At 67.3% G+C, this 15,390-nt stretch carries 5 protein-coding genes and 3 pseudogenes; 5 read left to right on the plus strand and 3 right to left on the minus strand.

Features of this window, described 5'->3' with window-relative positions; all coding sequences use genetic code 11:
* Window positions 1–102 precede the first annotated feature (102 nt).
* The 5 genes and pseudogenes from CCOS191_RS11060 to CCOS191_RS11070 all read left to right on the plus strand — a co-directional run.
* Window positions 103–5,868: pseudogene (locus CCOS191_RS11060) on the plus strand (amino acid adenylation domain-containing protein); the annotation flags it as partial.
* 117 nt (window positions 5,869–5,985) lie between these two features.
* A pseudogene (locus CCOS191_RS28695) lies at window positions 5,986–7,665 on the plus strand (amino acid adenylation domain-containing protein); the annotation flags it as partial.
* Between the two features lie 87 nt (window positions 7,666–7,752).
* Window positions 7,753–8,574: pseudogene (locus CCOS191_RS28700) on the plus strand (alpha/beta fold hydrolase); the annotation flags it as partial.
* 268 nt (window positions 8,575–8,842) lie between these two features.
* Complete coding sequence (locus CCOS191_RS11065) at window positions 8,843–9,475, plus strand: LysE family translocator (protein WP_046855231.1); 633 nt, start codon at window positions 8,843–8,845, stop codon at window positions 9,473–9,475.
* A gap of 87 nt (window positions 9,476–9,562) precedes the next feature.
* Window positions 9,563–11,740 (plus strand): ATP-binding protein, encoded by a 2,178-nt coding sequence (locus CCOS191_RS11070; RefSeq protein WP_046855232.1) that lies wholly within the window; start codon window positions 9,563–9,565, stop codon window positions 11,738–11,740.
* A 47-nt stretch (window positions 11,741–11,787) separates the two neighbouring features.
* Here CCOS191_RS11070 and CCOS191_RS11075 read toward each other — a convergent pair whose 3' ends face one another.
* From CCOS191_RS11075 to CCOS191_RS11085, 3 genes are all read right to left on the minus strand, one after another.
* Window positions 11,788–13,965, minus strand: a complete 2,178-nt coding sequence (locus CCOS191_RS11075; protein ID WP_046855233.1) for a GAF domain-containing protein — start codon at window positions 13,963–13,965, stop codon at window positions 11,788–11,790.
* An 84-nt stretch (window positions 13,966–14,049) separates the two neighbouring features.
* Window positions 14,050–14,613: an NUDIX hydrolase gene (locus CCOS191_RS11080; protein WP_046855234.1), complete on the minus strand. Its 564-nt coding sequence runs from the start codon at window positions 14,611–14,613 to the stop codon at window positions 14,050–14,052.
* Between the two features lie 2 nt (window positions 14,614–14,615).
* On the minus strand, window positions 14,616–15,368 hold the full coding sequence (locus CCOS191_RS11085; protein WP_046855235.1) for a GntR family transcriptional regulator: 753 nt from the start codon (window positions 15,366–15,368) through the stop codon (window positions 14,616–14,618).
* Between the last annotated feature and the right edge of the window lie 22 nt (window positions 15,369–15,390).

The raw sequence follows: 15,390 nt of genomic DNA on the forward strand, positions 1-15,390 counted from the left end.
CTCGACAAGATGCGCGAGACCGGGCAGAGCTTCCGCTTGCTGCCCATCGCCGTGACCCGTCACGACAGCCCGCGCATCCCGCTGTCCTATGCCCAGCAGCGCATGCTGTTCCTCTGGCAGCTGGAGCCGCACAGCAGCTTCTACAACGTGCCGATGGCGGTGCGCCTGAGCGGTTCGCTGAACCAGCAGGCCTTGGCCCAGGCTCTGGATGCGTTGGTACAGCGCCATGAGAGCCTGCGCACGCGCTTTGTCTCCGAGCAGGGCGAGTTCCACCAGCAAGTCCTCGAACAATCGGGCGTTGGCCTGGAGGTGCGCGAGGTGCAAGCCGGGCCGGGCGAGGATATCGAGCAGTGCCTGCGTACTGCGGTGCGCGAAGCGCTGGATGCACCCTTCGACCTGCTCGAAGGCCCGTTGCTGCGGGTCCGGCTGTTGCGCCTGGCACCGAACGAGCACGTGCTGACGGTGTGCATGCACCATATCGTCTCCGACGGCTGGTCGGGCGAGCTGATGGTGCAGGAGTTCGTGCACCTGTACGAGGCCCTGTCACAAGGGCGCGAAGCCAACCTGCCGCCGCTGGAGGTGCAATACGCCGACTACGCAATCTGGCAACGCGCCTGGCTGGAGGCCGGCGAGGGCGAACTCCAGTTGCAGTACTGGAAGCAGCAGCTGGGCGATGAACACCCGGTGCTGGACCTGCCGCTGGACCACGAGCGTCCGGCGCACCCCAGCTACCGTGGCGCGACCCTGCGCAGCGATGTGCCGGCGGTGCTGTCGGCGCAGCTCAAGGCCCGGGCGCGCAGCCAGGGCCAGACCGTGTTCATGCTGACCCTGGCGGCGCTGGCCGTGACCCTGTCGCGCTACAGCGGCCAGGCCGACATCCGCATCGGCGCGCCCAACGCCGGGCGCAACCGCAAGGAAGTCGAAGGCCTGATCGGCTTCTTCATCAACACCCAGGTGCTGCGGGTGCAGGTGGACGAGCGCCAGAGCGGCGCGGCGCTGCTGGAACAGGTGAAGCAGGTGGTCAGTGGTGCGCAGTCGCACCAGGAACTGCCGTTCGAGCACCTGGTCGACGCCCTGGCGCCGGAGCGCAACCTGGGCCACAACCCGTTGTTCCAGGTGAAGATCAACCAGAACATGGCCGATACCGAGGCCGGCGGCCAGGCCCGGCAGACGCTGGGTGAGCTGAGTGTCAGCGGTTTTTCGGTCGAGGGCAGCGATGCGCGCTTCGACCTGGCCTACGACTTCACCGAGACCCCCGACGGCCTGCAAGGCTACTTTACCTACAGCACCGACCTGTTCGAAGCCGCGACCATCGAGCGCATGGCCGCTTCGTTCCAGGCCGTGTTGCGTACGCTTGTCGAGCATCCCGACGCGGCGTTGCTCGATTACCCGGACGCCCAGGCCGCGCAGGTCGAAACCGCTGCCCAAGGCTGGCCGCAGCAGGACTTCCTCGCCCTGTGGCGTCAGGGCCTGCAAGCCGGGGCCGGGCAGCCGGCATTGCGGGCAGGGGATCGCACGCTTACCTACGCCGAGCTGGAGCAGCAGGCCAACCGTTTCGCACATTACCTCAAGGCGCAGGGTATCGCCCCGGGAATGACCGTGGCGCTGTGCCAGGAGCGCTCCATCGAGTGGGTGACCAGCCTGCTGGCGGTGCTCAAGCTGGGCGCGGTGTACCTGCCGCTGGACAGCCGCCAGCCGGCCGAGCGCCTGCAGCAGTTGCTGCAGGCCAGCGCCGCGCAGCTGCTGGTGCATGCCCAGGGCGACGCCCAGGCGGCAGGGCTGGGCGTGTGCCGCGCCGTGGCCTATGACGCTTCACTGTATGGCGACTGCGACGACCAGCCTCCGGCGGTGCGTGTCTTGCCGCAGCAGGCGGCCTACATCATCTACACCTCGGGTTCCACCGGGCAGCCCAAGGGCGTGGTGGTCAGCCACGCGGCGCTGGCCAACTACCTGCAGGGCGTGCTGCAACGCCTGGACTTGCAGCCCGGCGCCAGCCTGGCGATGGTCTCCACGGTGGCCGCCGACCTTGGCCATACCGTGCTGTTCGGCGCGCTGGCCTCGGGCCGGCTGCTGCACCTGCTGGGCCACGACCAGGGTTTCGATCCGGATGCCTTCGCCAGCTACATGGCCGAGCACCGCGTCGATGTGCTGAAGATCGTGCCGAGCCACCTGCAGGGCCTGTTGCAGGCCGCGCAGCCGGAGCGGGTGCTGCCCGAGCAATTGCTGATCCTTGGTGGCGAGGCCAGTTCCTGGGCGCTGATCGAGCAGATCCGCCGCCTGAAGCCCGGCTGCCGGATCATCAACCACTACGGCCCGACCGAGACCACCGTGGGCATCCTCACCCACGAAGTCGACGCGCGCCTGCCCGGCTGGCGTAGCGTGCCGGTCGGCCAGCCGCTGGACAACGGCCAGGCGCGGGTGCTGGACGCCTACCTCAATCCACTGCCCGAGCGCGTGGCCGGCGAGCTGTACCTGGGCGGCCAGGGCCTGGCCCAGGGTTATGTCGGCCAGCCGGGCCTGACCGCCGAGCGCTTCGTCCCCGATCCGTTCGGTGACAACGGCCAGCGGCTGTACCGTGCCGGTGACCGCGCACGCCTGGACCAGGGTGTGCTGGAGTACCTGGGCCGTGGCGACGACCAGGTGAAGATCCGCGGTTACCGGGTCGAGCCGGGCGAGGTCGGCCAGGTGCTGCAAGGCCTGCCCGGCGTGGCCGAGGCCGTGGTGCTGGCGCTGCCGCTGGACAGCGACCCCACGCGCCTGCAACTGGTGGCCTGGGCCGTGCCGGCGGCGGGTGTCGAGCTGCAGGCCGAGGCCTTGCGCCAGGCTTTGCTGGCGCGCCTGCCAGAGTACCTGGTGCCGGCGCAGGTGCTGCTGCTCGAGCGCCTGCCGCTGACCGCCAACGGCAAGCTGGACAAGCGTGCCCTGCCCAGACCCGGGGTGGTGGCCAAGCAGCGCTTTGTCGCGCCGGTGGGTGAAATCGAAGAAAAACTCGCGGCGATCTGGTGCGAGGTGCTCAAGCGTGAGCAAGTGGGCAGCACCGACAACTTCTTCGAATTGGGCGGCGACTCGATCCTCAGCCTGCAGATCATTGCCCGCGCCAAGCGCCAGGGCATCAAGCTGAGCCCCAAGCAGCTGTTCGAGAAACAGACCATCGGCCAACTGGCGGCGGTGGCCAAGCTGATCGAGAAGAAGCCGGCGGCCGAGGTGGTCGAGCAGGTCAGCGGCAGCCTGCCGCTGCTGCCGATCCAGGCGCGTTTCTTCGACAGCACGATTCCCCAGCGCCACCACTGGAACCAGGCAGTGCTGCTGACCCCGCGCCAGCCGTTGACGGTGGCCTTGCTGCAACCTGCACTCAAGCTGCTGCTGGAACAGCACGACGCCCTGCGCCTGCGGTTCAGCGAGGACCAGGGCCAGTGGCAAGGCCAGTTCGCGGCGGTCGACGCGCAGCAGTTGCTGTGGGTACATCAGCTGGACGATGCCGCGCGCCTGCCGGAGCTGGCCGACGAGGCTCAGCGTAGCCTGGACCTGAAGAATGGCCCGCTGCTGCGCGTGGTGCTGATCGACCTGCCCGAGGGGCAACAGCGCCTGCTGGTGGTGATCCACCACCTGGTGGTCGATGGCGTGTCCTGGCGCGTCCTGCTCGAAGACCTGCAGCTGACCTGCCAGGCACTGCTGGCCGGCAAGGCGCCGGTGCTGCCGGCCAAGAGCAGTTCGCTAAAGGCCTGGGCCGAGCATCTGCGCGAGCACGCCCGCAGCCCCGCGCTGGTGGCCGAGCTGGCCTACTGGCAGGCGCAGTTGCAGGGTGTCAGCGACGTCCTGCCTGGGGCGAACCCGCAAGGTAGCCAGCAGCGCAAGCATGAAATCTCGGTGCGCACCCAGCTGAACGCCGAACTGACCCGGCAACTGCTGCAGGAGGCCCCGGCCGCCTACCGCACCCAGGTCAACGACCTGCTGCTGACGGCGCTGGCGCGGGTCATCCGCCGCTGGACCGGCGAGGCGCACGCGCTGATCCGCCTGGAAGGCCATGGCCGCGAAGACCTGTTCGACGACCTCGACATCACCCGCACGGTCGGCTGGTTCAGCAGCCTGTACCCGTTGAAGTTGACCCCCGCCGATGACCTGGGTGCGTCGCTCATGGCGGTCAAGGAGCAACTGCGCGCCGTGCCGGCCAAGGGCATCGGCTACGGTGTGCTGCGTTACCTGGGCGACGCGCAGGCCCGCGAAACCCTCGGCGCCCTGGCCCAGGGCAGCATCGTGTTCAACTACCTGGGGCAGTTCGACGGCAGCTTCGACAGCGAGCAAGGGTTGTTCACCCCGGCGCCGGAAGGCGCGGGGCAGGGGCAAAGCCCGGAGGCGCCGCTGGGCAGCCTGCTGAGCATCGATGGCCAGGTCTACGCCGGTGAGCTGGCGCTGGACTGGAGCTTCAGCAGCGCCGTGTTCGAACGTGGGCAGATCCAGCGCCTGGCCGACGAGTACGCCGAGGAGCTGCGCCTGTTGATCGGCCACTGCACCAGCCCGGGCGTGGCGGGCGTGACGCCTTCGGACTTCCCGCTGGCCAGCCTCGACCAGCGCCAGCTGGCGGCGCTGCCGGTGGCGGCGGACAACATCGAAGACATCTACCCGCTGTCGCCGATGCAGCAGGGCATGCTGTTCCACAGCCTGTACCAGCAGGAGGCGGGCAACTACATCAACCAGACTCGCGTCGAAGTGCAGGGTCTGGACGTACCGCGCTTCATAGCGGCCTTGCAGGCCACCGTGGACAACCACGAAGTGCTGCGCAGCAGTTTCTTCAGTGGCTACGACCAGTCCCTGCAAGTGGTGCAGCGCCAGGCGCGGCTGCCGCTGGTCGAGCTCGACTGGCGTGACCAGGTCGACCTGCCCAGGGCGTTGCAAGAATGGGCCCAGGCCGACCTGCGTGCCGGTTTCGACCTGGCCAGCGGTCCGCTGCTGCGCCTGGCGGTGATCCGCAGCGCCGACCAGCAGTACCAGCTGGTGCTGACCAACCACCATATCCTGCTCGATGGCTGGAGCAGCTCGCGCCTGTTCGGCGAGGTGCTGCAGCGTTACGCCGGTGTCACCCCGGCAGGCAAGAACAGCCGTTACCGCGACTATATCCAGTGGCTGCAACGCCAGGACCAGGCCGCCAGCGAGCGCTTCTGGCGCGAGCGCACGGCGGAACTGGACGAGCCTACGCGGCTGGCCCAGGCCTTCAGGTCCGAAGCCCAGGGCCACGGGCAGGCCGAGCATCAGATCAGCCTGGATGCACAGCGTACCCAGCGCCTGGGCGAGTTTGCCCGGGACCAGCGGATCACCCTCAACACCTTGGTCCAGGCCGCGTGGCTGTTGCTGTTGCAGCGCTACACCGGGCAGGCCTGCGTGACCTTCGGCGCCACCGTGGCCGGCCGCCCGGCCGAACTGCCGGGCGTCGAGGAGCAGCTGGGGCTGTTCATCAACACCTTGCCGGTGGTCGCCAGCCCACGCCCGGAGCAGACCGTGGGCGACTGGGTACAGCACGTGCAAGGGTTGAACCTGGCCCTGCGCGAGCACGAGCACACGCCACTGTACGAGATCCAGCGCTGGGCCGGCTGGAGCGGCGAGGCGCTGTTCGACAATATCCTGGTGTTCGAGAACTACCCGGTGTCGGAGGCGCTGCAGCAAGGCGCTCCCCAGGGGTTGGTGTTCGGCGAGGTGGCCAGCCAGGAGCAGACCAACTATCCGCTGACGCTGGTGGCCCAGGTGGGCGAAAAACTGTCGGCCAGCTTCAAGTTCGACCGCGCCAGCTATGCCGGATCGGCTGTCGGGCAGATCGCGGCACATTTCGTCGAGCTGTTGGAAGGGTTGGCGGACTCGTCGCAGCGGGCGTTGGGTGAACTGGTGCTGAGCACCGCGCCGCTACAGGTCATTGACAGCTATCCGAGTTCGGCCTGCGCCCATGCGTTGATCGAGCAGCAGGCGGCGCGCACGCCTGAAGCGATCGCCGTGACCTTCGCCGGGCAGGCGCTGAGCTATGACCAGCTCAACCGCCGCGCCAACCGCCTGGCGCACAAGCTGCGCGCGCAGGGCGTGGGGCCGGATGTGCTGGTGGGCATCGCGGTGGAGCGTGGTTTCGAGATGATCGTCGGCCTGCTGGCGATCCTCAAGGCCGGGGGCGCCTATGTGCCGCTGGACCCGGAGTATCCGCAGGATCGCCTGAGCTACATGATGGAAGACAGCGGCATCGCACTGCTGCTGACTCAAGGCCATTTGCTGGCCGGGCTGCCGGTGCCGGCGCATGTGCGCAGCCTGTCTCTCGAAGATGGTCTGACCGGCTACAGCGACGAAAACCCCGAGCACCTGACCCAGCCGGACAACCTGGCCTATGTGATCTACACCTCGGGCTCGACCGGCAAACCGAAAGGCACGCTGCTGCCGCACCACAACCTGCTGCGCCTGTTCAAGGCGACCGATGCCTGGTTTGGTTTCGGTGCACAGGACGTATGGACGCTGTTCCACTCGTACGCCTTCGACTTCTCAGTGTGGGAGATCTTCGGTGCGTTGCTGCACGGCGGTCGCCTGGTGATCGTGCCGCGTGAAGTGACCCGTTCGCCGGAGGACTTCCACCAGTTGCTGGTGGAGCAGGGCGTGACCGTGCTCAACCAGACCCCGTCGGCGTTCAAGCCGCTGATGCGCGTGGCCTGTGACAGTGCATCCGACCTTTCGCTGCGCTACGTGATCTTCGGTGGCGAAGCGCTGGACGTAGCTGCACTGCAGCCATGGTTCGAGCGCTTCGGCGAAGAGTGCGACAACCTGATCAACATGTACGGCATCACCGAGACCACGGTCCATGTGACCTACCGGCCGATCCGCTTCGCCGACACGCAACAGGCGGGCAGCCCGATCGGTGCGGCAATTCCGGACTTGTCGATGTACGTACTGGACGCCGACTTCAATCCGGTGGCCAAGGGCTGCACGGGTGAACTGCATGTCGGCCATGCCGGCCTGGCGCGGGGTTACCACAACCGCGCCTCGCTGACCGCCGAACGTTTCGTGCCGGACCCGTTCTCCAGCGAAGGTGGGCGCCTGTATCGCACCGGTGACCTGGCGCGTTACCGCGAGCAGGGCGTGATCGAGTACGTGGGCCGGATCGACCACCAGGTGAAGATCCGCGGCTTCCGTATCGAACTGGGCGAGATCGAAGCGCGCCTGCAAGAACATGCGGCGGTGCGCGAAGTGCTGGTGCTGGATATCGACGGGGCAGGGGGCAAGCAACTGGCGGCCTACCTGATCGCGAATGATTCATCTGCCGATCATGCAAGCCTGCGCGACACGCTGAAGCAACACCTGAAAGCCAACCTGCCGGACTACATGGTGCCGACGCACTTCCTGGTCTTGGACCAGTGGCCATTGACCGCCAACGGCAAGCTGGACCGCAAGGCCCTGCCCAAGCCGGACGCCAGCCAGCTGCAACAGGGCTACGTAGCTCCACGTACGGAACTGGAGCAGCAACTGGCGGCGATCTGGGCCGAGGTGCTCAAGGTCGAGCAAGTCGGCCTGCACGACAACTTCTTCGAGCTCGGCGGCCACTCGTTGCTGGTGATCACCCTGGTGAACAAGGTGCGCGAAGCCTTCGCCATCAATATCAGCCTGCATGAGTTCATGCTGATGGCCAGCTTTGAGGAACTCGCCAACTTCATCGGTGGCGGCAAGGATCGCCTGAAATCGCCGGTGATCAACCTCAACGGTTGCCAGCGCCAGCGCCCGGCGCTGTTCTGCCTGCCACCGGGTGGCGGCGGTGCCTACGCCTACTACCCGCTGGCCAGCCGCCTGGCCGATGAGCGCCCGGTGTATGGCCTGGTCAACCGCTGCTATGCCGAGCCGGGCTGGGTGGACGAGTCCTGGGCGGCGATGGTCGGCTACTACGTCGAGCAGATCCGCCGTACCCAGGCCAGCGGCCCGTACCATCTGCTGGGTTGGTCCATGGGTGGCGCGCTGGCGCTGGAGGTGGCTCACGCCCTGGAGCAGGCCGGCCAGCAGGTCGGGTTCGTCGGCCTGGTCGACACCCTGCTGCCGCAGGAGGTATCCGGCCTCGACGCCGAGCCCGTCGAGGTGGTGCAGGTGGCGCGGGCGGACGAGAGCCTGCTGCGTGGCCTGCTGGCCTTTGCGCCGGGCGTCGGCGAGGCGCGGATCGCTGGCTTCATCGACGAGGCCGAGCGTCTGCCGGCCGAGGTCGACAGGACCGAGTGGATCATCGAACAGGTGGCCGCTGCGGGTAATGTCAGCGCCGAACGCCTGCGCAGCATCCACGAGGATGTGCACTTGCAGCGGGAGATCGTCGACGGCTTCGCCGTGCTCGACCGCAACGCCGAACTGAGCCAGGCATTCCGCCTGCGCCCGCTGGCGGTCCGGGTGGACTGCTGGTGGGCCAGTGAAAGCCGCAGCGCCGAGCGGGTGCGCCTGGGCGAGGCGGGGCTGCTGGCCCAGGCTTCGGTCAACGGGCTGGCCAGTTCGACGGTGATCGCCGATGGACATGAGGGTGTGATCAACGCCGTCGCGTTCACCGACGGGCTGTTGCAGCGGCTTGCCGACAAGGCTTAAGGGTTGCAGTTGCGGCGCGGAGTTATTGACCAGGTGCTAGCCGCGAGCCTTGCAGCGTTTATGCGATCGAGCGCCGCCCGCGCGGCGCTCGATCTGTCAGGCGCTGCAACGCTTGCGGTGGACACCTGCTCGCCCTGATGCGGTCAACAACCCTCACGCCCAAAGACCCTGCCCCTTGATGTTCGCAGGTGACCAAACCCGGCAACCGTTTCAAGGCGCGTTCATATGCGGATACACTCGCCGATTCACCACCACAAGGATGTGCCTGATGCCCGAACCCTCCAACCTGTTGGCCTTCGCCCTGATCAGCCTGGGCATGGTGCTGACCCCCGGCCCCAACATGATCTACCTGATCTCCCGCTCCATCTGCCAGGGGCGCGGCGCCGGGCTGATCTCCCTGGCCGGGGTGGCCATGGGCTTTGTCTTCTACATGCTCTGCGCAGCGCTCGGGATCACCGCGCTGGTCATGGCCGTGCCGTTCGCCTACGACGCCCTGCGCATCGGCGGTGCGCTGTACCTCTTGTACCTGGCCTGGCAGGCGCTGCGCCCGGGCGGGCGCTCGCCGTTCCAGGTGCGCGAGCTGCCGGCGGACAGCCCCCGGCGGCTGTTCATGATGGGCTTTGTGACCAACCTGCTGAATCCCAAGATCGCGGTCATGTACCTGTCGCTGATGCCGCAGTTCATCGAGCCGGGCCATGGCAGCGTGTTGCTGCAGTCGCTGGTACTGGGTGGCACGCAGATCGCCATCAGCGTCACGGTCAACGCGCTGATCGCGGTCATGGCGGGGTCGATCGCCGTGTTCCTGGCCGGTCGGCCGGTGTGGCAGCAGGTGCAGCGCTGGCTGATGGGCACGGTGCTGGCCGCCCTGGCCGTGCGCATGCTGGCCGAAGGACGCCGTTGATCGCCCGCAACGATCCGATGGAACGTTTTGCCACCGGGCGATTTCTTACCCTCAGAGGAAAGACAACGTGCCCGGGATTACCGCGACATGAAAGCCCGCCAGGAGAGCAAGTCGGTCAACCTGCAACCATTGCCCGGTTTCATGCGCGGCGGTGGCGAAGTCAGCTGCCTGCTGCAGGCAATGGACTGGGGGCATTCGCCATTGGGCCCGCCGGACACTTGGTCCGCTGCGTTGCAGGGCGTGGTGGCCATGCTCCTGAGCGCCCAGGCGCAGATCGTGCTGTTCTGGGGGCCGCAGTACGCCGCGCTGTACAACGACGCTTACTGGCCGACCATCGGTGACAAGCATCCCGGGGCGTTGGGCCAGCCCGCCCAGGCCCATTGGCGCGAACTGTGGGACGACCTGGAACCTTTGTTGCGCGGGGTGCGCGAGACCGGCGTGAGCTTTTCCGCCAAGGACCGTCCGTTCTACATCGAACGCCACGGGCCGGGTGAAACGGCGTACTTCGACGTTTCCTATTCCGCCGTTCGCGAGGCCGATGGCGCGGTAGGCGGCGTGCTGTGCATCGTCACCGAGACGTCCGAACGCGTGCATTTCCAGCATCGTCAGGCGTTTCTCCAGGAGCTGCGCCAGGCCTTGCCCAGCCTGGGCCAGGCCGAACGCATCGAAGCTCATGCGGTGAGGCGCCTGGCCAAGGAGCTGGGCGCGGCGCGGGTGTGTTTTGGTGAAGACCTGGGTGATGGACGGTATCGGGTCGGGCAGGAATGGGCCGCGCACGTACCGTCGATCACTGGCCTCAACCAGTACGCCGCCTTGGACCCGGCACTGCGCGAGGCGTTGCTCGCAGGCCAGGTGGTGCAGCGCAACTATGCGGCGAACAACAAGGCACCGGCTGGCTTCAAGGGCCTGTGCGCCACGCTGCATGCCCCGGTGCTGCGCGCCGAGCGTCTGGAAGCAATGCTCGCGGTGCACTTCCACACGCCCCATGCGTGGACTAGCAGCGAATGCCTGTTGGTCGAGGAGGCCGCCAGCCAAGTATGGGCGGCGATCAGCCATGCCCGTTCCGAGCGCGCCTTGCATGTGCTCAACGAAAACCTCGAGGAGCGGGTGGCGAACATGCTCACCCAACGCGAGGCTTCGCTGGTGCAACTGCACGAGGCGCGCAAGATGGAGATGATCGGCCAGCTCACCGGCGGCATCGCCCATGACCTCAACAACATGCTCACGCCGATCATCGCCTCCCTGGAACTGCTGCGCCGCCACCCCTCGCCGGAGCGCGCCGAACGCTTGATCGACGGCGGCCTGCAAGGAGCGGAGCGGGCGCGCAACCTGGTCGGGCGGTTGCTCAGCTTCGCCAGGCGCCAGACCCTCAAGCCCGTCAGCGTGTCGCTGGCGGTGCTGGTCGAGGACATGCACGAACTGATGGCGCGCTCCCTGGGGCCGACCATTGTGCTGAAGGTCAATATCGACACGGCACTGCCAGAGGTCCTGGTGGACCCGCACCAGTTGGAGCTGGCCCTGCTGAACCTGGTGGTCAACGCCCGTGACGCAATGGGCGAGGGTGGCCAGCTGACCATCCGCGCTGGTGCCGAGGAAGCCGGCATGCCCAGACCGCCCGGGTTGCAGGGCGGGCACCAGCTGTGGCTGCAGGTGAGTGACACCGGGTGCGGCATGAGCGAGGAGGTGCTGGCGCATTGCGTCGAGCCGTTCTACTCGACCAAAGGGGTGGGCCGGGGCACTGGTCTGGGCCTGCCGATGGTGCAGGGGCTGGCACTGCAGTCCGGCGGTGGTTTCGGTATTCATTCCCGGCCGGGCCAGGGGACCGAGGCGACCTTGTGGCTGCCGGCCAGCGAGAGCAGCGTGGCGACGCACATGGCCGACCCCGTCGAGGTGCTCCGTGCGCAACGGCCGACCCGGGTGCTGCTGGTGGATGACGAACCCCTGGTGCGCCAGGCTACGCTGATGCAGTTGCAGGCTCTGGGGTACGAGGTGACCGAGGCAGACGGGCCTGTCCAGGCCCTGGCGTTGCTGGAAAAGGGCCTGGTACCCGATGTGCTGCTGACCGACCATGTCATGGCCGAGATGACCGGCGTGCGCTTCGCCCAGCAGGTGCGCGAGCAGTTGGCTGAGTTGCCGGTGCTGATCATCACCGGCTACACCAACCTTGCACCGCGTGAACTGCATGGATTCGGCGTGCTGCGCAAGCCGTTCCGCCAGGATGAGCTGGGGCGCAGCCTGGCACGGTTGCTAGCGGCGCGGGGGTGATTCGAGCGAGCAGGGCGTGTGTGCAAAGCGCTTGCCCAACGCGCCGCTCACTGCCCCAGCACGTCCCCCAGCATCCGGCACACCTGCTCGGCCGAATAGGGCTTGGCCAGGAAGGCGAAGCCTTGATGGCCACCTTCGGCAATCGCTTCGCTATATCCGGAGGTGAGGATCACCGGCAGCTGCGGCTGGCTGAGCCGCAGCTCCCTGGCCAGGGCCAGGCCGCCCATGCCCGGCATCACCACGTCGGAGAACACTGCGTCGAACCCGCCTTGCGCCGCAGCGATCTGCGTCAGCGCATCCTCGGCCGAGATCGCCCAACTGACCCGATAGCCATGGTCGCGCAGGATCTGCGCGGTGAAACTGCCGACATCCGGGTTGTCCTCGACCACCAGGATATGCCGGCGCTCGCCATTGGGCGCGAGCGCCGGCAAGGCGGTGCTTTCCTCGACCGTAGTTGGGGCCACCTGGGGCAGATACAAGGTGAAGGTAGTGCCCTGGCCTTCGATGCTGCTGACCCGGACATCGCCGCCCGACTGCTTGACGAAGCCGAACACCTGCGACAAGCCGAGCCCGGTACCTTGGCCAGCGGCCTTGGTGGTGAAGAATGGATCGAAGATGCGCTCCAGCAGGTGCGGGGCAATGCCTACGCCGCTGTCGACCACTGAGATGGCCGCGAAAGGCCCGGCCTGGGGTGCCTGGCCACGCGGCGCCGGCAGGTGCTGGTTGGCCTCCAGGCGCAGGTGCAGGATGCCCGCGCCGGCCATGGCATCGCGGCCGTTGATCATCAGGTTGATCACCGCGGTTTCCAGTTGGCCGAGGTCGGCGTGCACATGGCAGGGCGTGTCGGGCAGTTCCAGGCTCACCTGGATGCGCGCGCCGGTGGCGGTGTCGAGCATCTCGGCCATCGCCTCGAGCCTCGGGCCTGCGTCGAACACTTGTGGGCTGAGCGCCTGGCGGCGGGCGAAGGCGAGCAGTTGCCCGGTCAGCTTGGCGCCGCGGTCGACGGTGTCGGAGACGGTCTTGAAATAGCGGCTGCGCCGGCTTTCGTCGAGGTCCGGCCGCTGCAGGAAATGGATGGAGGAGCGGATGATGGTCAGCAGGTTGTTGAAGTCGTGGGCCACGCCCCCGGTCAACTGGCCAATGGCCTCGAGCTTCTGGGTCTGGCGCAGGACCGCTTCGGTGTGCAGCAACTGGCAGGTACGTTCCTCGACGCGCTGCTCGAGGGTGGCATTGAGCGCTTCCAGCGCCGTCATCGCCTCGCGCACTTCGGCGTTGGCCTGGACCCGCTGGATATGCGCCCAGCAGCGTTCGGTCACTTCGCCAAGCAGGGTCTGTTCGTAGCGGGTCCAGGCCCTGGGCCGCTTGTCGTGGATGGCCATCAGCGCCGTCAGGCGGCCCTCCTTGATCAGCGGCATGCAGATGGTCGCGGTGATGCCGATGGCCTGAAAGGTCGCCGACTCGCGGGCCGGCAACTGGCTGAGGTTGTCATCGATCACCAGCGCCTGGCCTGCGCGCAGGCGGCTGACGGCCAGTTCACCGAAGGCGGCCAGGCGGTACTGGCCGACCAACCGTGGCGAACCCGGTGCAACCCAGTCGCCACAAATGGTGAAACCGTCCTCGTCGGGCGTCATCACGGCATAGGCGCAACTGGACAATTGCAGGTGCTCGCCCAGCAGGCGGGTGGTGGTGGCCATGATCCGTTCGGGATCGGTGGCGTGGGCGGTGGCCCGGCCGAGGCTGTCGAGGAAGTTCAGGCGGCGGTTGGCGACCACGCTTGCGGTGGTCTCGGTGACCGTGTCGAGCATGCCCACCACGTTGCCGTCATGGTCGCGCACGGGGCTGTAGCAGAAGGTGAAATAGGCGCGCTCCGGGCTGCCGTGGCGCTCGATCATCAGCGGGAAGTCTTCGATGTACACCGCCTCGCCGTCGAGGGCGCGCCGGGCCATGCGGCCGATATCGCTCCAGGCTTCCTGCCACACTTCGCTGAAGGGGCGCCCGAGGGCGGTGGGCTTGTTGCCGAGGATTTCGCTGAAGGCGTCATTGTGCAGGGTCAGCAGTGCATCGCCCCAGAGCACGGCCTGGGGGAAGCGCGAGGCCAGGCACAGGGCGACGCTGGTCTTGAGCACGTCGGGCCAGCCGTCCAGGGGCCCCAGGGGCGTGGCCGCCCAGTCGTGGTTGCGGATGCGCGCGGCCATCAGCCCGCCGCCGTCTAGCCATTTCGCCATGAACGTTTGCCGGTCCTTTTGCGTGGGACCATCAGGGTGCACCGAGACGCGACGCTTGGCGAGGGATTTGTATGCGCGATCGCCTCAGCGGATGAAATGCACCTTGCCGGTATCGTCGTTGCCCATGTAGATGCCGTACACCCCGGCCTGGCGCTCGAGGATGTAGCGTTCGAGGATCTGCCGGATCGCCGGGTAGTAGATCTCGTCCCAGGGGATCTGGTCTGGATCGAAGAAGCGGTAGTCCAGGGTCTCGGGCCCGTACTGGCCGGTCTCCTCGGTGACCACGGCGCGGAAGATGATGTACACCTCGCTGATCTGCGGCACGCTGAAGATCGAGTAGGGCGAGACGATGTCGGCGCGCACGCCGCTCTCTTCCCACACCTCGCGCAGCGCCGCCTGCTCGGTGGTCTCGCCGGCCTCCATGAAACCGGCCGGCAGGGTCCAGGTCCCGGGGCGCGGCGGGATGGCGCGCTGGCACAGCAGGTACTTGCCGTCGCGCTCGATGATGCAGCCGGCGATGATCTTCGGGTTGATGTAGTGGATGTAGCCGCAACCGGCGCAGTGAAGACGTTCGTGGGTGTCGCCGTTGGGGACGCCCCGGGCCAGTTCCGTGGTGCAGTGCGGGCAGTAGCGCGGGGCGGTGGGCATGGTCAGCGGCCTATGCGAGGGTCCTTGAGGGGCAGGGGGGCGACGATATCGCGGACCTTGGCGTTGTCGTCCTGCTTCTGGCGCAGGTAGTCGAGGGCGACCTTGGCGGCGGCGCGCACATGGTCGACCGAGGCCTGGTGGGCGGCCTGGGGGTCGCCGCCCTTGATCGCCTCGACGATCTTTTCCATCTCGCGGTTGCTCGCGCCGCGGCGGTTCTCCTGGGACACCGAGGTGGCGCGCAGGTAGCTGATGCGCGCCTGCAGCTGGCGCAGCTGCTGGGCGGCGACCTGGTTGCCCGAGCCTTCGAGCAGCACGTCGTAGAAGCCTTGCACCGAGTCGAGCACCTGTTGCAGCTCGCCGTCCTCCAGCGCCTCGCGATTGACCTCCAGGGCGCGCTCCAGGGCGCGGATGTCCTTGGCCTTGGCGTTGAGGGTGAACAGTTGCACGATCAGGCCTTCGAGCACGCAGCGCAGCTCGTAGATGTCGCGGGCGTCTTCCAGGGTGATGATCGCCACCCGAGGACCCTTGGCGTCGGCGAACTCCACCAGGCCTTCGGACTCCAGGTGGCGCAGGGCCTCGCGCACCGAGGTGCGGCTGACGCCCAGGCGCTCGCAGAGGTCGCGTTCGACCAGGCGGTCACCCGGCAGCAGGTGGAAGTTCATGATCGCGCCGCGCAGCTTGTCGAGCACGATTTCACGAAGGGTGACGGGGTTGCGGTTGACCTTGAAGCTGTCGTCGAGGGGCTGGCGTTTCATCAGGGGCGCTCTTCTATGCGGC

It is taken from the genome of Pseudomonas sp. CCOS 191, from assembly GCF_001007005.1.
GTDB classification, from domain to species: domain Bacteria; phylum Pseudomonadota; class Gammaproteobacteria; order Pseudomonadales; family Pseudomonadaceae; genus Aquipseudomonas; species Aquipseudomonas soli.

Coding starts and splice junctions, on each gene's coding strand:
- CCOS191_RS11085 (WP_046855235.1), bottom strand. CDS start 15,368: ATGAAACGCCAGCCCCTCGACGACAGCTTCAAGGTCAACCGCAACCCC.
- CCOS191_RS11070 (WP_046855232.1), top strand. CDS start 9,563: ATGAAAGCCCGCCAGGAGAGCAAGTCGGTCAACCTGCAACCATTGCCC.
- CCOS191_RS11065 (WP_046855231.1), top strand. CDS start 8,843: ATGCCCGAACCCTCCAACCTGTTGGCCTTCGCCCTGATCAGCCTGGGC.
- CCOS191_RS11080 (WP_046855234.1), bottom strand. CDS start 14,613: ATGCCCACCGCCCCGCGCTACTGCCCGCACTGCACCACGGAACTGGCC.
- CCOS191_RS11075 (WP_046855233.1), bottom strand. CDS start 13,965: ATGGCGAAATGGCTAGACGGCGGCGGGCTGATGGCCGCGCGCATCCGC.